We start from the raw sequence: 19,496 nt of genomic DNA, 5'->3' as shown, positions 1-19,496 counted from the left end.
CGCTTCCTCCGGCCATATCCATGGGCAGAAACCGACGTCAGCCCCTGAGTCGGTTCTGGAGTGCCTGCCGGTCGGCGACGAGATTGTCGAGGTGCAGCACGGCTGGCTGGTATCCTTGCGCCAATCGTCTAACCAGAGCCCGCGTGCCGTCGACCATAAAGACGCCGCAATCATAGCTGTTCGGCTGCTGGGCCATGCGGGCTGGCTCGAGGCGAGCACCCAGCCTTGCTGCGAACTCTGCTGCGGGCTGGTCATTGTACCCGCGGGCGGAGTCGTAGTGATAGGCGACAGGGCTTTCCCGCACACGGCGGTCGACGAGCAACAGCGACCAGTGGTCGCCGGGGCGATCAGGTTGGGCATTGCTTACTGGCATAAACAGGAAGTCAGCTGTATCGTTACCCCTCTGATCATGGACTATGCGCTGGAATGCGCGTAGCGCGAGGATTTCGGCGCCCAAGCGCAGATGATAAAGGGCTACGAGGGGATCCACGAGCCGCGTCCGCGCGGCGAGATCAGGATTGTCCCTCTGCAGATCCTGTGCCAGGAGCGCGTAATCCGCCAAGATATGCTTGTCGGCCAGCCACTCACTGGCGCCGAGCTCCAGCCAGCCGCCATCATGGAGCGAGGCTGCCGGATGCAAAGCTCCGACCTGAGCGTCGGACGGTGGGCGCGGGAGCTCCGGCGCATAGTGAGCATCATCCCGCAGCTCCTGCGGAGTGACCGGCAAATGAACCAGCGAGTCAAGGCCGCCGTAGATGTCCGACGGAGCCCTCGGCGTTGCCGCTGACGCAGCTTCACTCATCGGCCCATGGACGAGCTGAACGTCGGATGGGGGGCGCGGGAGCCCCGGCGCATAGTGAGCATCATCCCGCAGCTCCTGCGGAGTGACCGGCAAATGAACCAGAGAGTCAAGGCCGCCGTAGATGTCCGACGGAGCCCTCGGCGTTGCCGCGGACGCAGCTTCACTCATCGGCCCATGGACGAGCTGAACGTCGGATGGTAGGCGCGGGAGCCCCGGCGCATAGTGGGCATCATCCCGCAGCTCCTGCGGAGTGACCGGCAAATGAACCAGAGAGTCAAGGCCGCCGTAGATGTCCGACGGAGCCCTCGGCGTTGCCGCTGACGCAGCTTCACTCATCGGCCCATGGACGAGCTGAACGTCGGATGGTAGGCGCGGGAACCCCGGCGCATAGTGGGCATCATCCCGCAGCTCCTGCGGAGTGACCGGCAAATGAACCAGAGAGTCCAGGCCGCCGTAGATGTCCGACGGAGCCCTCGGCGTGGCCGCTGACGCAGCTTCACTCATCGGCCCAACTTCGGCGTGATGGACGAGCTGAACGTCATTCAGTCCTGCCGCCCCCTCAGCCCTTGCGGAAACCGCCCTGGGTGGTTCCATCGTCCGGTCGAACAGCTGTGGCCAGGTGGGATTCCCCGGCCGCGAGTTGGGCAGCGGAGCGGCTTCCGGTCGATATCTGAGGCGAATGGCAACGCCTCGCGGATTGAGTGGGGTTCTCGGCCTACCCCCTAGCGGCAACCAACCCGCCGTGTAGCGCTCGCCATCAATCAAAAAGCTGGTCAGTTGAACCTCCTGGTTCGGCATGAGGTTGCTCCTGTCCAGCGCAGCGATCAACTCGTCTGGCGCGCGCTGGTGGGCGTGGCGCCAGTTCAAGTGACGAACGGCCTCTCCGAAATCCGGGGCCTGGGAATGGCGCGCGGTTGGCGCGAGGGAAGACGGTGGGCCAGCTTCTTCCAGCATCTCCCAAAGTTGATCCTGATCGTAACCTTCCCCGGGGAGGGCCACTGGAGATCCGGCAGCGCGCGGCACGGGGGCAATCTGGCGCTCAGGTTCCAACGCTTCGCTGCGCGGCAGTGACTTGCGAAGGTGAGCCAGAGCGAATACGACCCGTTTGTAACTACCGGGATAGCGATTGACATCTTCATCCAGCGACTTGTCATGAAGCCGAGCAGCAATGCCCGGCATGTTGTTTTGACGCAGGTAGTGACCGAAACTGCCAAGGGCACTTGCATAGTTACTGGCGCTATCTGGACTGAGCCCGCTCGCAGGCGCTGCTGATTTGTACTCTTTGATGAGGGCCGCGTCGTCGGGATAAGGATTCAGGACAGTACGTCCTATCGTTGGCGCGGGTGCGCCCGCCTGGTATGTCTTCAGATACTTGAGAGCCGGAACGATGGACGACGACCCCCCGTTTCTTTCGAGCTCCTTGACGTCGTCGTCCAGCGACTTGTCGTGAAGCCGAGGAGCAATGCCCTGCTTGTCGTTTTCAACGAGCCAACGACTGAAGTTGAGAAGACAATTCACATGGCGCGTGGCGGTGCCGTCCTTGGCCCCACGGGCGATGAGTGCCGCCCTGAGACCCTCCATGAGGGACGCATCTTCGGAATAAAGAGGACGCTTGTCGCCACCTACGCAAACCGTTGTTGAACGATCCGGCTGCAGCGCCGAGGCGCCTAAGATCGCCCCACCACCTCCGGTGTGCGGCGCTGGTATGTAATCTTGCCCGCTCCCCTGCATTATGGGCTGCGCTTCCCTTGACGACGAAGCCAGTTGATGGATAGGGGCCTGCAGCACGCGACCGCCTGAATTGCCGATCGCGCTCAGTTGCCGCTCAATGGCATCCCCTTGGGGATTGCTCAGCGTCCTCTGCCTCTTCGCTGGTCTCAACTGCTCCGGCTGATCCGCCCCTCGCAGAACCTCCTCTGGATTGACAGCCAGCCCCGGCGAGGGGAGGGCTGGGCTTGGCTGATCAACAGCGCCTGCCGGCGAATAGGGAGGTGAGGGCACACCTTGCCAAAAGTTCACCGTGCCCCAACTGTCGGCTGGCAGCTGACCAGCTTGATCCGCCCCCTCCCAAAGCTCCGCCGAATTGAAATTTGACGGCGACTGGGCGGATTGATCGTCCAACAGTCGCCGAAGCTCCTCTGGATTGACAGACAGCACTGGCGACTGGACGGCCTGTTCCTCCGCCTGCCGAGAGCCGTCCGCCCCGAAAGGGCCCTCCCAGATGCTGCTGCGGCAATCACGAATGATATTCAACCCGGTGGCGGGTGTCGTCTCGGGGTGTCCGCCGACACGAGCCACATCATCGATGAGGCGCTCGCCTTCCATGGAGGGAGGCCTGCGATCAGCTAAAGTACCGCGCCCACGATATTCTTGAAGCACCGTCAGCGCTCCCATTGCCAGCTTATCCCGATCCCCGAATGACGTGACATGTGCGACCAAGGAATCGGGATCGAGTGTAGTAATCGTTTGGCCAGGGCCGAGAGATTTCGCCAATCTGCGAAGGGTCCTATCATACTCCTCGGCGGTGCTCGGTAGCCATCCCCGTCGGGCAGCCGCCGCCTGGACAGCCTGCTCGATGAGGTTCTTGTCTTCCACAGGGGGTTCATTGCGTGGACGTCCGTCAGCAGGAGCACTGGGGTCGCGATGCTTACGAAGCAACATCAACGCCGCCACAATTGATCCGTCACGGGAAAAGAAACTTTTAGCGTAAGCAACCAAGGATTCGTGATCGAGTGTAGAAAGCGACTTGCCTTGCGACCCGAGATCATTCCCTAATCTGCGAAGAGCCGCCGTATAACCCCTGGGCGTTTGCCCTTTCAGATCCCGGCGCGCAACCTCGGCCTTGATCGCCGCGTCGATGAGGCTCCGGTCTTCATCAGACAGATGAGGATAAAAGCGGTCTCGAGGCGCATGGACCCCTGCGACGGGGTCGGCACCAGAGGAACCATGATGTGGAGGCCTGCGATCCGCTAAAATACCTGGCTCACGATATTCACGAAGCACCGTCAGCGCGGCTCCCATTGCCTCCTTATCCCGACCCCCGAATGACTTGACATGTGCGACCAAGGAATTGTGATCGAGTGCAGTAATCGTTTGGCCAGGGCCGAGAGATGTCGCCAATCTGCGAAGAGTCCTATCATACTGCTCGGCGGTGCTCGGTAGCCATCCCCGGTCCGCAGCCGCCGCCTGGACAACCCGCTCGATGAGGTTCTTGTCTTCCACAGGGGGGTCATTACGCTGACGTCCGTCAGCAGGAGCGCCGGGGTCGCGGTGCTTACGAAGCACTGTCAACGCGGCCACCATCGACCCGTCATGGGAAAAGAAACTTTTAGCGTAAGCAATCAAGGATTGGTGATCGAGCGCAGAAAGCGTCTTACCTTGCGATCCGAGATCATCCGCTAATCTGCGAAGAGCGGCTGCATAACCCCTGGACGTCTGTCCTTTCAGATCCCGGCGCGCAACCTCGGCCTTGATCGCCGCGTCGATGAGGCTCCGGTCTTTGTCAGACAGACGAGGATAAAAGCGGTCTCGAGGCGCATGGATCCGTGCGACCGGCGCGGCATCGGCTTGGCGCGCCTCGCGCAGCAAGTGCTGCTCAAAGCCATTGTGCCCGGCGTGCGCCGCCTGCTGCCGTTGCATGGCGTCGAACGTCTCCCGCCAAGCCGGATCCGTTGGATTGAAGTTAGGTAGGTCCACGCTTGTCTCACGCTTATAGGTCACCTGAGGCTCAAAACTACTCGGGCAAGCTGTCGAGAAGCTGACGATCCCCGCCGTCTGTAAAGCGAACGCTCGAAGAGAACAGTCTGCGGTCCGGTGCCTCTACGTCTATCGCGGATGGGCAAACGAGGATTTCCATGCTCGCAGTATGGTCCTTAAAGGTCGCGTCGATCTCGGCCGACGGATATTGGCGGAGATGCCGCGCCTTGCGACCGTTTATGATTTGTACCTTCTCGAGCTCGGTCAATTTTCGTTGAGCAAACGAGCTCGCGGGTTAGCCGAAATTGCCCCACCCCCAGAGCGCGGGCCTCCGATTTGAAAGTCCCGTTTTTGGCGGGCCGGTTTGGGCGCGCAGTTGCGCCAGCCGCTGAAGAGGTGAAGTCTGCCACCGCGGCCGGGGGCCATTGCTACTTGTCGCAGATACCCGACTTCATATCCAACAGCTCGAGTTTGACGAGTTTGCCGGAAAGAGAGAAGTTGCTATAGTTCATCACTAGGTCACGCGCGATCCCATTTTCATGTAACTTTAAGTTGATTATAGTTTGCGGAAGTTCGTCGCCGCCCTCCGTGCTGTCGTCGAAATAGGCAACTTCGATCGGCCAAGCGCGATCCTTTTCCAGTTTGGCGAGAGCTGGCGCCTCAGGGTCGTTCTTCTCGGCCTCGGCCTTCTTCCCGATTAGGACGCTCGTGGTCATAGCCTTGTCGGCATCGCCGACGCCGTCGAACAGTCTAGTCTCATAAAGGGTCTCACCGGCATCGGCACGGTTCATGATGTCGAGCATATGCTGCGTCGGAAACTGTGTTGAGCCAATGTCGAAATCCTTGTGCTCCGGCTTCTCCAGCCTGACCATGACGTTCTGGCCCTCGCGTGTCGCCGTGCCGCGCACCTCCTTCTGAAGTGCCTGGTCGACATAGGTCTTGGTCATGAATGAGAAAGTGTTGCCGTCGGCAGCCTCGAAGGTCGTCATTTGCTGGTCGGTCAGCCCACTCGTGGTGACCGAGTCGATGCGCGTCACAATGCGGGTATTGGTTGTATAATCTAGGCAGGCAGAGCCATGGAACTCGTAAATCATACGACCCGTTACGTCAGCAATCCCTGATCTGTCGGAAGCCTTGATCAGCGTCATGTCGTAAACGGCACGATGAGGTAGCAGAAAGCGCGCGGCGGCCGTGTCCGAAAGCACAAAGACACAGAGGGCGATGATAGGAAGGACGAGCCGTCTCGGGATACGCATTCGCAACTCCAGTTGGCGCAACCTGCTGTCGCGCAACGAGAGCATCAAGAGTCGTGCCAACCGCGCAGAAAGAACCTCAGAAACTGTGCTACATATTATTCAATGGCGTAACTGAGCGTGTGTGGGCACGCCGACCGAACATCACCGTGTCGCGAAAGCGACAAACCCTCTCAACATGGGCAGCGGCCCTAATAGGTTCCTAGTCGTCAATCCTGAAGCGTGCTCCCACCGCCAACGCATCCGCAATGGTGGCCGAACCACTGCCGCGTGGCGTGGCGCAGTCGGTGCGATCGGTCACCGAAATCGTGAGGGGGAACTCGCGAAACGTAGTGAAGCAGCAATGGCACAAAGTGTCGGACCGTCGGACCGCTTTGTGCGGATGTATCAGGATCTTCATACGGCCGCGAACGCCATGAAGATCGATTCAATCGTCGAAGCGTCCGACCGTCATCCGTGCCGTGCTCGATCGACTCGCAGCGAACTCCGAAGTCATCGACGCAGTGCGCGGCAACCCCTCCTTGTTCGCCTCGAAGGCTGAGAAGCAGGAATGGCAGCCGGCTATTGAAGGGCGCGCCACGCTCAAGGGCCAACATCGAGTGCCACATCCGCCTTCGGTCGATCTTTGCAACACGACCGTCCGGTGCGCGGCAGCTTACTGAAACCACGGTGCCAGCACTCCTAGCTATTGCGTAGCGTAAAGCGCACGCGCATGCTGTCGAGCGCATGGATCGCATTGTTGGGGCGCCAGACAGGTTCGCTAACGAGCTCGATTAATCCGACCTTGCTTGCGATCGCGGTCAGGACTGCCTCTGCTTCCGCTCGGGCAATGTTCTGGCCAACACAGCCATGGATCCCCACACCAAATGCGAGATGACCGACAGGTCGTCTGTCGACCTTGTAGTGCCTGGCTTCCGGCCACTGATCTTCATCAAGATTGGCCGCGCCGAGAACACAGAGGATTTTGGTATCTTGGGGTATTTCGACGCCGCCCACGGTGGTGTCGACACTGGCCGTCCTGCAAAACGAATGGACCGGCGACGTATACCTCAGCGCCTCCTCGAAGGCTGGTCGGGCAAGCTTGGGATCCCTCTTGAGCTTTTCGAACTCGCCCGGATTCGATGCAAGGCACCATACCGCGTTGCCAATGCCGGTCACGGTCGTGTCGACGCCCGCCGACAGCAGCGACCGCACGAGCATTGCAGCTTCGTCCTCGGTCAGCTCGCCGGCATCGGCTGCCGCGTAGATGGTTTCGCCGAAGCCCCCCGGAGCCAACGCTTCGCGTTTGCAGTGCTTCATGATCCAGGGCATGATTTGGGGTCCCCGTTCCAGCGCAGCGCGGCGCAAGGCGTTATCAGGACCCAAAGCGTTGAAGCCGAACGCACCGAAATCAACCAGCGCGCGCGTGTCGATTTCTTGAAGCCCGACGGCCGCAGGAAACACACTTACGGGAAATGCCTCAGCCAGATCCGGAACCAAATCGAACTCGCCGCGCTCGACCAGTTCGTCGACCAGCGCGTTTGCCCTCTCGGCGAAAGCATCCTTGAGCACACTCACCGCACGGGGAGACAGGGCGCGTGAAATGACTGTTCGCGTCCTTGTGTGATAGGGCGGTTCCACCTCCAATACGATGGATGGCTTGCGCCAGGACGGAGCGACTTGGAAATCCGTGAGGCCAACTCCTCGGGAGGAAACGAAGCGCTGCCAGTCGGAGAAAACTTCCCTAGTCTCATTGAAGCGACCGCAAGCGAGAATGGCATACCGGGGAATGTGGACGAACGGACCACGCTTTCTCAGTTCGACATAATAGGATGCCGGGTTACGGAGAATCTCCGCATCGTACGGATCGATGTCCCACACAGGAATATCGGCCGAGATCTTCGTGGGGATATGATCCGCTACCAGTTGCATACCACGGCTCCCGATTGGTCGTGTCAGTGATGCGGAGCTGCGATGCCGACGTGGCGATCAAGAAACTCCTTGTTGGACTTGAGCTCCGACGCGGCGCCCTCGAACACGATGCCCCCCTGTTCGATGATGATCACGCGCTCGGCGAAATCGAGCGCGATGGCTGTATGCTGCTCGACGAGCACAATGGTATGCCCACGCCTCGAAAGCTCCTGAAACACTGCGACCAGCCTCTCACATATGACCGGAGCCAAGCCCTCCAGCGGTTCGTCGAGCAGGATGATGTCCGGCTTCCCCATCAGCGTTCTGGCGACGGCCAGCATTTGCTGTTCGCCGCCGGAAAGTTGGCGACCGCCGTTTCGCCGGCGCTCCTTGAGCCGAGGGAAGAGGTCATAGGCCTCCTCGATGCTTGCGCCGTTGCGCACGCCGGCCTGCAGGTTCTCTTCCACGGTAAGAGAAGGGAAGATGTCCCGCGTCTGCGGAACGAGGCCGAGGCCGAGGCGGGATCGCTTATGAGGCGGGAGCCGGTCAATTGGCTGTCCCTTGAGTCGGATCGCTCCCGAATGCTGCCGCGTCAGACCCATCACCGTGTTGAGCGTCGTGGTCTTTCCGACGCCATTTCGCCCGATGATCGCGAGTCGCTCCCCTTGCACAACCTTCAGAGAGAGATTTCGCAGGATATGGGTCTCGCTATAGCCCGCGACGACATTCTCGAGTTCCAAAAGTGTTTCAGCCATGGCCCGCTCCGAGGTACAACTCGCGCACGCGCAAGTCGCGGCTGATCTCTTCAGGCGTGCCCTCAACGAGAACCGCGCCGTTAACGAGGACGATGATCCTGCTTGCAACTTCGAACACCAGTTTCATGTCGTGTTCGATGATCAAGACCGAGAGATCGGTCGGCAACCGCTTGATTGCATCGACGATCAGATGACTGTCGGATGACGGAACCCCTGCGGCGGGTTCGTCGAGTATCAGGATCCTGGGCTTTAGCGAAAGAGTCAAAGCAAGTTCGACCAACCTCTGCTGTCCGTAGGCGAGGCTGCGAACGAGGCGGTTGGCCAGAGGGAGCAACCGGAAGTCAGCCAGAAGCTCTTCGACCTCGGCCTCGATGGCCGCATCGCCATCGTGGCGTTCCAGAAAGCGAAACGTCCTGTGCTCTCGCTCGAGGATGGGCAGGCGGATGTTGTCCCGAACGGACAGGTCCTTGAACAGGTTGGTGATCTGGAAGGTCTTTGCGATGCCTGCTCTTACGCGGGCAGCCTCGGCAAGCTGACTGATATCCTTGCCGTCAAGATGAATGGAGCCTGATGAAGGCTGAAGGGCTCCAATGATCAGGTTTGCAAAGGTTGTCTTTCCAGCCCCGTTGGGGCCAATCAGTGCAGCGCGAGCTCCTGTGGGAATGTCGAGCGTGATGTTCCTCGCGACCTGCAGTCCGCCGAAATTCTTCGAGAGGTTTCTGATCCTGAGGCCCGATGTCATTTGCGCGCCCCGATCATGCCCGCCACCCGCCTAGGCAGCGAGATAAGACCATCAGGCAGGAAGAAGACGACTGCCAGAAGCATGAAGCCGATGACGAACAGCCAGTTGAAAGGGTCGATGCTGGCTGCGACATGACGAACCGTCATGAACACAAGCGTCCCGATCAACGCACCATAGAGGCGACCGGCACCTCCAAGAATCAGCATCACCATGACATCCGCGGATAGCGCGAAATTGAACGCTTCCACGCTGACCAGGCTGGTGATTTGGGCAGACAGGGCGCCGGCGATCCCTGCGATCGTTCCCCCAATCACATAGGCCGTCACCTTGCGCCAATAGACCGGTGTGCCGATTGCACGCATTCGGCTAGGACTGTCCTTGATGCCTCGCAGGGCGAGACCGAAGGGAGATGCAACAAGGACACGCAGGACCACCAAGATGATAAACAGGACACTGAACGCGTACCAGAACGCTGTCTTCCCGATGAAATCAAACTCGAAGACCCCCAGGATCGGCGTCATGGATATGCCGGATAGTCCGTCAGCGCCGCCGGTGACATCACGCGCCTTCGAGGCGATCTCCTGCAACACCATTGTGATCGCGATCGACAGCATCAACAGCGACAGCCCATGCGCGCGCATCAATAGCAGGCCGGAAAAGAACGCGATCAGGGCTCCGATCACCGCGCCGACGGCAAGTCCAAGCAGTGGATCGGGTGACGCGTGGATCGCAAAGAGCCCGGCAGCATAAGCCCCACACCCGTACATTGCCGCATGACCCAGCGTCGCGACACCCGCATAACCGAGGATCAGGTCGAAAGAGACCACGAAAACCATCATGATCAGCATCTGGGTCAAGAACCCCAGATCGTACGGAAACAGCCAAAAGGCGGCGAAAGCACAGATGATCAGGATGGCAACGGGCAGGAGCTTGCCGGTGCCACCCAGCGACGTGCGCACGATATCGATTGTAGAAATCAGGATCATGATGGTCTGACCAGAAGACCGTTCGGGCGCAGGGCCAGAAGCGCTATGATCGCAAGGAAGAAGAAAATTGTCCCAACATCGGGAAGCAGGTATCTGCCGGCTGTATCGAGGATGCCGAGGCCCAAAGCCGCGATGAACGATCCGACAATGCTCCCCATACCGCCGACTGTCACGACGATGAGAAAGAGGACCATGTATCGCAGAGGATAGTATGCCTCGATAGGTAGCAACTCGGCGCCGAGAATTCCGCCGACTGCCGCCAGCCCCGCACCAAGAGCGAAGGCGGCCAGATACACTTTGGGGGTATCGATCCCGAGTGATGCCGCAGTGTTCTGGTTGTCGACTGCCGCGCGCAGAAAGATGCCGAACCGGGTGCGTTCCACGAGCAGGTATAACCCCGTCACCATCAGAAGCCCGACGACGATGACGATGAGTCTATGTAGCGGGAGCACCTTGAAGCCGAGATTAATCGGAATGCTTACTTCCGGCGGCATCCGGATCGGTAGAAGGGTGGAGCCGAGGAAGAGATTGACGGTGGCGATCATCACGAAGACGATCCCGATCGTTGCAAGAACCTGTTCGAGTTCGCTGAAGCGATAGATGTGACGGTAGACCAGCCGCTCGAGGGGGATCGCAATCACGATCACGGCAATCACAGAGGCGGCGAGGGCCGGGACGAACGGCACCCCATATCGCATGGTCAGCACGTGCGCGCACGCGCCGCCAAGCATGGCAAAGCCGCCATGGGCGAGATTGACGATCCGCATCAAGCCCATCGTCACTGACAAGCCGACGGAAATCATGAACAGGATCATGCCATAGGCGATGCCGTCGACAACTATGCTGAGGGCGACCGTCATCAGCTAACACCGATCTAGAAACAGAGGTTTTCAGCAATGCGGCATGGTGGGCTCGGACACCCACTATGCCAGGATGTATCAGCGATCGAACCCGAGGTCGGGAACGCTTTTCACGAGATCGAATTCGCGGTTCACCAGGCGTCCTCCATCGCGCTCCACACGGCGGATATAGACATTCTGGACGACATGGCGCGATGTTGGATCTATGCTCACCGGGCCGCGTGGGCTTTCCCACGACAAGCCCTTCGCGGCTTCGATAGCCTTGTCGCCATCCGTTCCGGCTAGCTCAATCATCTTATAGATCAAGTGCGCACCGTCATAAGCGCCCATCGAAGCCATATTGGCCCTAGACTTTGGAAAAAGCTCGGCGAGCTTGGCCGTAAACGCCCGGTTCAGGTCCGAGGTGTGGGCATCCGAATAGTGATAGGCCGTAGTCAGTCCGACTGCCTGTTCGCCGAGGGAGTCGATGGTCGTCTCGTCAGTCTCACCGGTCCCAATAAAGCCAATGCCAGCTTCCTTCAGTCCATTCTCACTATAGGCCTTCGTGAAGGCGAACGTGGCGGGTCCGGCAGGGAGGAAGGCGAAAACCGTATCAGCCCCGGAATTCTTGATGCGCTGCATGAAAGGAGCGAAATCGTTCGTCTGCAAAGGCATACGGATTTTCTCAACGATCGTCCCGCCCTGCTGTTCGAAAGCGCTGCCAAAGGCGGTCTCGGCGTCGATGCCTGGATTGTAGTCCGAAACGGCGGTGACTACCTTCTTGGCGCCGTTCTTGGCGGCCCACTGCGCAGCCGGTACTGCCACCTGCCATAAGGTAAAGCTGGTGCGAACGAAGTATTTCGACTGCTTGTTGATCGCAGAGGTTGCCGCATTGAATATGATCGCCGGAACCTTGGCCTGATTGATCAGCGGAGCGACGGCGAGCGCGTTCGGGGTAAAATCGAAACCGGCCAGATACTTCACCCCGTCGCGTATGAGCAGTTCCTGAGCGGCTGCTTTGCTCGCATCCGGGTTCGGACCGCCGACGTCCTTGTAGATGAACTCGATCGTATTGCCGTTCACCTCGTTGCCATGCTGCGCGACATAGACTTGAATAGCTTCCTTGAACTGCTTGCCCCAGATGGCGTTCGGGCCTGAGAATGTTGCGATCACACCCACCTTGATGGTTTCCGCGAGCGCCGCGCCTCCAAGCGCGAACGTTGCGATCGCGGTTGCAAGCAGGCCCGCACAAAGTCTCTTCATCGTATTCCCTCCCTTGGATTGCCGGCGTCTCACAGTGCTAAGCCCGGCCGGTTTACCTTGTGAAACCTGATGTCTCTCCCTCATATTTTAGTAAGGATTCTTGACTAAATTGTCAAGCAGCGAAGCCTCGCCGATTGGCCGTCGCCGTAGGTGAAATCCGATTGGAGCGACACGGCGCGCAAGATTTTCTGCTACCGAGAACCGAGTGCTATGACCGCTGCCATTTGGATGGCCCGCTAAAGATTGCGATTGTAGCCTTATTTCGTCATGTAAACTGACGAAATGCTTCAGCCAGATGCACCGGCTATGCGGCGCCGGTGAAAGATTGTTCGACAGATGCTCCGAGTGGTCGGCGGCAGACGAACCCAGCAGCTTTGCGCGAAAGGTCAAAAAGGTAGCTGGGTTGAGAGTCCACTCGGATCCCTTCTTGGCAGAGCCAGTAAGTTGGGCGACCGCCCCGGCTAAGAGGGGATGGTCTACGAGACGGGTCGCGCGAGGTGACGCGAAACCTAGCCAATGGCTGCTCGCTTCAGCTTTTGCACGGACTGCGCGTAGGGGGCCGGGGCGACGGTCGCGCGAACCTTGAGCTGCTCATGGCGCTCGACATGCGGCTTGCGAGAGCCTCCGCCTGGTTCGCCCCATGTCAGGACAATCTGGGTGCCCGGCGTCGCGCAAGCCGTATCGAGCATCGCGAGTGACAGCATCTCGCCTTCGTTCGCACTGTAACCGCAATGACAGGAATGCCCAACCAAGGAGCCGTCCGGCGCCCTGACCTCGTCGAATTGCGGCCAACCGTAGTAGGCAACTGGAAAGTCGAGTGCCTTGAACCGCGGCCCGTCACCGAACTGCGACCCGAAGATCTTCGCCACATCCTCCCTGTTCCAGACCAAAGTGACCTTCTTGCGTCGCTTTCCTTCCGGCAGAGCTTCGAGCGCTGCGCGTCCAATGAAATCATGATCGAACTTGATTATGTGACCGTATCCGAGGTCCCATGGTGTGACGTAGTAGTCTTCAATGTTGTCTGACAGGAAACTGCCGCCGAGCTGCGCGTTGGCTTCCCAGCCATTGCCGGAAAGCCATTCACGGTAATCCCTCAGTTCGGCGCCGGTATATATGCCTGGAAGGGGATAGGGCATCCAACCGAACTCGAAGATGGTGCTGAAGTAGGTCTTGGTACCCCCCTGCTTCAGCCCGTGCTTCTCGCCAGCGGCAACGAGTGCCGAGCGCACCTTGTCCATCTCTTCATAAGGCCCGGACAACTCCGCGCCGAGGTGTCCGGCCATGCCATGCCGCAGCACAAGGACTTTGCAGCCGCCAATTTTCACTTTCGCCGTGCGGAAGAACGGAATCTCGGGTGCATCGCCCTCAACGGCGTCGTTGAATATCTTGCCTGCATTCGGACCTTCCAGCTGGAAACGATAGAACCAGCGCTTTCCCGCTGGATTGTATGGGGTCGGGTCGTCACGCTCGATAGTGACGTCGTAGCCGCCCTTTTCGGCATTGAACTGAACCCAATTCAGCAACGGCATGCTGCTGATGAGTTCGAAGGTTTCCTCTTCAAGTCGATACACGACGCAGTCGCCAATCACGTGGCCTCGAGGCGTGCAGCCGACCAGCTGTTTTGCCCTGTCCGTCGAGAAATTCGCGAGGCTGTTGATGCCGATCTTCTCGAGAAGCCGAAGAGCGTCGGGACCTTTCAGAAGCATTTCCGGCATATGATGCGACTGATCGAAGAGGATCGCCGATTTCCGCCATGCACGCTGTTCGTCGCGCCAATTCGTGAACTCAGGAGGGATGTACGCCGCCGTAAGACCCGTCCTGGCTCGATAGTGCGGGGCAAGGGTATCATTGTAGAAATACTCGACGAGATCCCGCTTCTCGTCGATAAGTGTTTGCAGCGACTTCTCGCCGTTTGCCTTTACCATCGTGATTGATCCTGCTCGATGTAAAATATCGCCTTGCCAACCCCTAGTGAGGAGGGAACCGCTAACCTCACGAGCCAACCCTATTTTGCAAATCGGGAGACAATCGACGAAGCCAAGCTGAAGCGATGCCATGCCGCAAGAAATCAAGCGGCGTCGCTGGACGGCTGCTGAGCGCAGGGCTCCAGTTCGCTACGCGAACTTCTTGATGACGCATCTCTCCTCCCTTGGCGGCCGTCAACCGCCTTCCTATATTGTTCGGATACCTGACGATATATTCGCCGGAGCCGATGTGTCAATCCACTGGCCGCAGAGATTGAAAAAGCCGAAAGCACGGCGTAGCGCGCGGTAGAAGGATGTATAAGCTGACCGAGTGGGAGGAGAGACGATTGGCATGAGACTTAGAAATTCCTGGCGGCGCAACAACATTGGCCGTCGTATGAACGAGGCAGTGAGATTGTTCGAGGCGCAGATCGTGGAGAATCTGCGATCGAATGGGCACGACGAGCTCAGCGTCGCCCATATCAATCTTACGCGAAATCTCGATGAGGACGGGACGCGACTCACCGAACTGGCGCGCAGGGCGTCGATGACGAAGCAGTCCATGAGCGAACTGGTCGATCAGGTCGAGCGGACGGGACTGATCGAGAAGCGGCCTGATCCGACGGATGGCCGCGCGAAGCTCGTGTGCTTCACCGACAAGGGGATAGCCTGGCTCGATGCATTTCATCGCAGCCTGGAGGTTGCCGAAAGTGAAATGCGCGCCGAGCTCGGTCCTGCCATGGTCGACCTGATGGTTGAAGTGCTCGCAAAGTATGTCGAGGCGCGCGAGGGCGGCGTCGAGCGAGAATAGTGCCTTGACAAATCGTCTGGTTTCCTTACCAAATGCTGTGATCTTCAGAGCATTTGGGGAGGACGTGGGTGGACGGTGCCGTGGTCGATGTTGCAATTTCGGGTGGCGGGCCGTTTGGCCTGATGCTTGCGAACGAGCTCGGCCGGCGAGGAATCTCGGTCATCCTGCTTGATGAGAAGCCTTCGACCGCATTCAATCCCCAGGCAAACGCGACCCAGGCCCGCACGATGGAGCACTATCGGCGTCTAGGGTTCGCCGAGGAGGTCCGTGCTCTTGGCCTGCCGGACGATTTTCCGACCGACGTCGCTTATTTCACGCGCTACGCTGGACACGAGCTTGGACGCTTCCGCCTTCCGTCCGCCCGGGAGGCGCGCGAGAGGGTGTCTTCTCTTTCGGGCTCCTGGAGTGCGGCCGAGTTGCCGCATCGCGTGTCGCAGAAGTATGTCGAGCAGGTGTTACGAAAGCATGCCGAAGCCCAGCCCGGCGTCTCGATCAACTATGGCTGGCGCGTAAGCGAGTTCATCGACTCTCAGGACGGCGTGTCGGTCACGGCGCAGGAAGTCCAGACCGCCTCTCGCCGTACCGTGCGGGCCAAGTATCTTGTCGGCGGCGATGGCGCCCGCAGCTTCGTGCGCAGACAACTCGGTATCGCCTACAAGGGCGATGCGGGGGCGGTGCGAGATTTCTTCGGCGGACGCATGTTCGCGATCTATCTGCGCTGTCGGCAATTCTACGAGGTCGTGCCCTTCGCGCCGGCTTGGATGAACGTGACTTTCAACAACCAGCGGCGCGCCTTCATGGCCGCGGTGGACGGCCGAGGCGAATTCGCGTTTCACACGCAGCTTCGCGAAGGCGAGAAGGAAGAAGACATCACGGACGAGCAGGCGCTCGAAATGTTCCGGACCGCCGTCGGCCATCCCGTGCAAGCCGAGGTGCTTTCCCGCGGCACCTGGACCGCCGGCTACGCGCTCGTCGCCGAGAGCTTTTCGCGGGGACGGGTGTTCCTCGGCGGAGACGCCGTCCATCTGTTCACGCCAGCGGGCGGACTGGGCTACAACACCGCCGTCGACGATGCGGTCAATCTGGGATGGAAACTGGCAGCGGCGATCAAGGGCGTGGCCTCGCCGGCTATACTCGACAGCTATGAGATCGAGCGGCGTCCCAATGCGGTTCGCAACACGGGCTTTGCCAAGCAATTCGCCGATTCGATCGGCCTCTATACGCCGAAGTCCGGCCTTGAAGACGACACGGCGCAAGGTGAGGCTCTCCGAAGAGAAGCCGGCGATTATCTTGCTGGGCACGGAAAGGCGGAGTTCAACATTCCGGGGATCACCTTCGGCGCCCGGTACGACGGGTCTCCGATCATATTGTCGGAGAACAGGCTGCCGGTCGAGGATCGTCCGGACGTCTATGCACCCACAGCCGCGCCTGGCGGACGCGCTCCCCACATATGGATCGATGCGTCGACCTCGCTTTACGATCTGCTCGGCTTCGAATGGACGCTGCTGCGCTTGGGCAGGACGCCCCCGGCGGTGGACGCCATTACATCTGCGGCTGCCCAAGCTGGCATGGACCTGACCGTAGTCGACATTGCCTCGGCTGAGGTGGAAAGCTTGTATGAAGCGCCGTTGGTGCTTATCCGCCCGGATCAGGTCGTGGCGTGGCGTGGGACACGCGACGCGGATGCGCAATGCACGATCGACACCGTGCTCGGGCGCAGGATGTCCGGCCTTCAGAAAATCGCCAATGACGGCGCACAGGATACGGCAGCGACGAATAGTATGCACGCATAGCTGGCCCGCGCTGCCAGTTCTGGGATTCACCGCCACCATGATCGAAGCCTTTGCCCTTACGCTCAATCCGGCACGCGTGGTCTTCGGACGGGGCGCGGTGTCACAGGTTCCCGCCGAGGTCGCGCGCCTGCGCTGCAAGCGGGCGCTCGTTCTGTCGACCCCGTCCCAGAAGACGGACGCTGAGAGGCTCGCCAGACAATTGGGCGAGGCGGCGGTCGGGGTTTTCGCCGACGCGGCGATGCACACGCCGGTTTCCGTCACCGAGCAGGCCCTGGAGGTGTTCGAAGGCGAACGCGCTGACTGCGTGGTTTCGTTCGGCGGCGGATCGACGATCGGGCTCGGCAAAGCCATCGCCTGGCGCAACGATACGCCTCAGATCGTGATCGCGACCACGTATGCGGGCTCGGAGGTCACCCCCATTCTCGGAGAGACCGAGGAAGGCCTCAAGACAACCAGGCGCGATCCCCGCATCCTGCCGGAAACTGTGATCTACGACCCCGACCTGACCCTCGGCCTGCCTGTCGCCATGAGTGTTTCGAGCGGGCTGAACGCCATGGCCCATGCGGTAGAGGGTCTTTATGCGCAGGACCGCAATCCGATCTCTTCATGGCAGGCCGTCGAAGGCATCCGCGCGTTGAAAAAGGCGTTGCCGTGCATCGTGGAAAAGCCAGTCGATGGCGAGGCGCGTTCGCTCGCGCTCTATGGATCCTGGCTCTGCGGCACCGTTCTCGGCACCGTCGGAATGGCATTGCACCACAAGCTCTGCCACACGCTGGGAGGCAGCTTCGACCTGCCGCATGCGGAAACGCACGCGATCTTGCTGCCGCACTCCGTGGCACACAACGCATCCGCTGCAGCCGAGGCGCTGAAACCGATTGCCAACCTCTTCGGCGGATCAGTCAGCGGCGGCCTCCACGACTTCGCCGCCTCGCTGGGCGCACCGCTCGCCCTGCGCGATCTCGGGCTTGCCGAGAGTGATCTCGACCGCGCCGCCGACCTGGCCGTGCGCAACCCCTACTGGAATCCGCGGCCAATCGAACGCGACGCCATCCGCGCATTGCTGCAACGCGCATGGGAAGGAAAGCCCCCGCAATAGGCGGGCGGTGTCACGACATCTGCACAGACAACAGCTCGACGGCACGCGCGAAAGCCGCCCCGAAATACCGACAGCGATATGACGAGGGAGAAACGAAATGCAGCGCCTTTTCTCCGAAGACGGTTCGGTCGAGGCCGTCAACGAGCGTATGGTCAGGAGCGTCAACCCTCGGCTCGCCGAGATCATGGCCTGCCTGGTCGGCCATCTCCACGCCTTCGCCAAGGAAACCCAGCTTACCCAAGGCGAGTGGGAGACCGCCATCGACTTCCTGACCAGGACCGGGCAGATGTGTAGCGGCGAGCGCCAGGAGTTCATTCTGCTCAGCGACACGTTGGGCTTCTCCATGCTGGTGGATGCCATCAACAATCGCCGGCCCGCGGGCGCGACGGAGAGCACCGTCTTCGGACCGTTCCACGTCGCCGGCGCGCCCGTACGGAAGATGGGAGACACGATCAGCCTCGACGGAAAGGGCGAGAGCTGTCTCTATGAGGGCAGGGTGCTCGACCTCGACGGCAATCCCGTCGCGGGGGCTCACGTCGATGTGTGGTCTGACAACGCTGAGGGTTTCTACGACGTCCAACAGCCGGGCATCCAGCCCAGATGGAACAATCGCGGCATCTTCGTCACCGGCCATGACGGTGCATACAGGTTCGTCGGCATCAAGCCGGTTTCCTATCCGATCCCCAACGACGGGCCGGTCGGCCAGATGCTCGGCCAACTCGGCCGGCATCCATGCCGCCCCGCCCACATGCATTTCCTCGTGACCGCGCACAGCTACCAGAGGCTCGTGACCCACACCTTTGTCGGTGACGACCCTTACCTGGACTCCGACACGGTGTTCGGCGTGAAGGAGACGCTCGTAGCGCCTTTTGAACGTGTGGAGGGTGGCCCGACGCTCTGGCGCTCGAACTTCGATTTCGTGCTCGTTGATCGACAGCCGACGCCGATCCACCGCTACGCCAACGCGGCGTCGCGCTAAGCAGGCCTATCATTTCTGGCACAAAGGGAGTCAGCCCATGCCCAACCTCAAGATATTTGTGGCGGAAGCCGTTTGGACAAAGGAAGTCGACAGTCTTGAGGCGTTGCTGCCGGCGCTGCGAGATATCCTCTGCCGTGAGCTTGAGGTCGACGCATCCATTTGTCAGTTCGCAATCATTCCTTTCCGAGGGCTGAACGACCAAGCGCAGATCTCAGTCGAAATCCAGCTGTTGCAGAAGGTGGAACGGACCCGAGATGTGATTCTATCCGTTTGCAATATGCTGCGTGCCGCAATCACCGGCATTTCACAACACAGGGTGGCGATACGTGTCCTGAATCTTGACCCTGTTGCGAGCATTTCCCTGCGTTAGATTTCCGGGTTTTCGCTTATCAGCGCAGTGGAATGTTCAAACTGGGTGTTCCTAAGCTATTGATTTTGCGACATTAAAGTCAGTTCCATAATACATGTTATGCGACTACCTGATGTAGCAGGGTGCGTTCTATCTTGATGTCGGTGCGACGAGTTTCGCGAACCGGCGCAGAGTTTCGTGTACCGGGGAGAAGTTTCGCGGACTCGATTCACGAACCGGGAGCCAGGTCATGAGTAGGCTTGGCGCGTGGTCCCCTT

14 protein-coding genes are annotated in these 19,496 nt (G+C 59.9%); 5 read left to right on the top strand and 9 right to left on the bottom strand.

The annotated features are described in order from the left end of the window. Positions 1–37 precede the first annotated feature (37 nt). The 9 genes from OHD62_RS31825 to OHD62_RS31785 form a co-directional block, all read right to left on the bottom strand. Complete coding sequence (locus OHD62_RS31825; protein WP_263791205.1) at positions 38–4,441, bottom strand: Ulp1 family isopeptidase; 4,404 nt, start codon at positions 4,439–4,441, stop codon at positions 38–40. Positions 4,442–4,926: 485 nt separating this feature from the next. Further along, the gene (locus OHD62_RS31820; RefSeq protein ID WP_263791204.1) at positions 4,927–5,754 is read right to left on the bottom strand and encodes a cell envelope integrity EipB family protein; all 828 of its coding nucleotides are present in this window, start codon (positions 5,752–5,754) and stop codon (positions 4,927–4,929) included. A 678-nt stretch (positions 5,755–6,432) separates the two neighbouring features. Then, a complete protein-coding gene (locus OHD62_RS31815) occupies positions 6,433–7,662 on the bottom strand; it encodes a cytochrome P450 (RefSeq protein WP_263791202.1) in 1,230 nt (409 codons plus the stop codon). 23 nt (positions 7,663–7,685) lie between these two features. Then, positions 7,686–8,396, bottom strand: coding sequence for an ABC transporter ATP-binding protein (locus OHD62_RS31810; protein ID WP_263791201.1), 711 nt, complete (start codon positions 8,394–8,396; stop codon positions 7,686–7,688). Next, entirely contained in the window at positions 8,389–9,138 is a 750-nt protein-coding gene (locus OHD62_RS31805; RefSeq protein WP_263791199.1) for an ABC transporter ATP-binding protein, read from the bottom strand. Before OHD62_RS31805 ends, OHD62_RS31810 begins: the two co-directional genes overlap by 8 nt. After that, complete coding sequence (locus OHD62_RS31800) at positions 9,135–10,124, bottom strand: branched-chain amino acid ABC transporter permease (protein ID WP_263791198.1); 990 nt, start codon at positions 10,122–10,124, stop codon at positions 9,135–9,137. The genes OHD62_RS31805 and OHD62_RS31800 overlap by 4 nt, the downstream gene beginning before the upstream one ends. Beyond that, a complete protein-coding gene (locus OHD62_RS31795; protein WP_263791195.1) occupies positions 10,121–10,984 on the bottom strand; it encodes a branched-chain amino acid ABC transporter permease in 864 nt (287 codons plus the stop codon). The genes OHD62_RS31800 and OHD62_RS31795 overlap by 4 nt, the downstream gene beginning before the upstream one ends. A gap of 78 nt (positions 10,985–11,062) precedes the next feature. After that, complete coding sequence (locus OHD62_RS31790) at positions 11,063–12,226, bottom strand: ABC transporter substrate-binding protein (protein ID WP_263791191.1); 1,164 nt, start codon at positions 12,224–12,226, stop codon at positions 11,063–11,065. A gap of 509 nt (positions 12,227–12,735) precedes the next feature. After that, positions 12,736–14,151, bottom strand: coding sequence for an aminomethyl transferase family protein (locus tag OHD62_RS31785; RefSeq protein WP_263791189.1), 1,416 nt, complete (start codon positions 14,149–14,151; stop codon positions 12,736–12,738). A gap of 436 nt (positions 14,152–14,587) precedes the next feature. On the opposite strand from OHD62_RS31785, the gene OHD62_RS31780 reads away from it, so the two are divergent. The 5 genes from OHD62_RS31780 (at position 14,588) to OHD62_RS31760 (ending at position 19,239) form a co-directional block, all read left to right on the top strand. Further along, positions 14,588–15,001, top strand: coding sequence for a MarR family winged helix-turn-helix transcriptional regulator (locus OHD62_RS31780; protein ID WP_412177447.1), 414 nt, complete (start codon positions 14,588–14,590; stop codon positions 14,999–15,001). Between the two features lie 68 nt (positions 15,002–15,069). Next, positions 15,070–16,794, top strand: a complete 1,725-nt coding sequence (locus tag OHD62_RS31775) for an FAD-dependent oxidoreductase (RefSeq protein WP_263791186.1) — start codon at positions 15,070–15,072, stop codon at positions 16,792–16,794. Between the two features lie 37 nt (positions 16,795–16,831). Next, entirely contained in the window at positions 16,832–17,890 is a 1,059-nt protein-coding gene (locus tag OHD62_RS31770; RefSeq protein ID WP_263791184.1) for a maleylacetate reductase, read from the top strand. A gap of 97 nt (positions 17,891–17,987) precedes the next feature. After that, positions 17,988–18,869 (top strand): dioxygenase, encoded by an 882-nt coding sequence (locus OHD62_RS31765; protein ID WP_263791182.1) that lies wholly within the window; start codon positions 17,988–17,990, stop codon positions 18,867–18,869. A 37-nt stretch (positions 18,870–18,906) separates the two neighbouring features. Further along, complete coding sequence (locus tag OHD62_RS31760) at positions 18,907–19,239, top strand: hypothetical protein (RefSeq protein WP_263791180.1); 333 nt, start codon at positions 18,907–18,909, stop codon at positions 19,237–19,239. Positions 19,240–19,496: the final 257 nt, after the last annotated feature.

Source organism: Mesorhizobium sp. YC-39 (assembly GCF_025753795.1).
Lineage (GTDB): Bacteria > Pseudomonadota > Alphaproteobacteria > Rhizobiales > Rhizobiaceae > Mesorhizobium.
Note: the sequence above shows the minus strand (reverse complement) of the source record. Positions and strands in the feature narration are given on the sequence as shown.

Excerpts from the sequence above, each read along its gene's own strand:
- OHD62_RS31825 (WP_263791205.1), bottom strand. The coding sequence starts at position 4,441 with ATGCAACGGCAGCAGGCGGCGCACGCCGGGCACAATGGCTTTGAGCAG.
- OHD62_RS31820 (WP_263791204.1), bottom strand. The coding sequence starts at position 5,754 with ATGCGTATCCCGAGACGGCTCGTCCTTCCTATCATCGCCCTCTGTGTC.
- OHD62_RS31815 (WP_263791202.1), bottom strand. The coding sequence starts at position 7,662 with ATGCAACTGGTAGCGGATCATATCCCCACGAAGATCTCGGCCGATATT.
- OHD62_RS31810 (WP_263791201.1), bottom strand. The coding sequence starts at position 8,396 with ATGGCTGAAACACTTTTGGAACTCGAGAATGTCGTCGCGGGCTATAGC.
- OHD62_RS31805 (WP_263791199.1), bottom strand. The coding sequence starts at position 9,138 with ATGACATCGGGCCTCAGGATCAGAAACCTCTCGAAGAATTTCGGCGGA.
- OHD62_RS31800 (WP_263791198.1), bottom strand. The coding sequence starts at position 10,124 with ATGATCCTGATTTCTACAATCGATATCGTGCGCACGTCGCTGGGTGGC.
- OHD62_RS31795 (WP_263791195.1), bottom strand. The coding sequence starts at position 10,984 with ATGACGGTCGCCCTCAGCATAGTTGTCGACGGCATCGCCTATGGCATG.
- OHD62_RS31790 (WP_263791191.1), bottom strand. The coding sequence starts at position 12,226 with ATGAAGAGACTTTGTGCGGGCCTGCTTGCAACCGCGATCGCAACGTTC.
- OHD62_RS31785 (WP_263791189.1), bottom strand. The coding sequence starts at position 14,151 with ATGGTAAAGGCAAACGGCGAGAAGTCGCTGCAAACACTTATCGACGAG.
- OHD62_RS31780 (WP_412177447.1), top strand. The coding sequence starts at position 14,588 with ATGAACGAGGCAGTGAGATTGTTCGAGGCGCAGATCGTGGAGAATCTG.
- OHD62_RS31770 (WP_263791184.1), top strand. The coding sequence starts at position 16,832 with ATGATCGAAGCCTTTGCCCTTACGCTCAATCCGGCACGCGTGGTCTTC.
- OHD62_RS31765 (WP_263791182.1), top strand. The coding sequence starts at position 17,988 with ATGCAGCGCCTTTTCTCCGAAGACGGTTCGGTCGAGGCCGTCAACGAG.
- OHD62_RS31760 (WP_263791180.1), top strand. The coding sequence starts at position 18,907 with ATGCCCAACCTCAAGATATTTGTGGCGGAAGCCGTTTGGACAAAGGAA.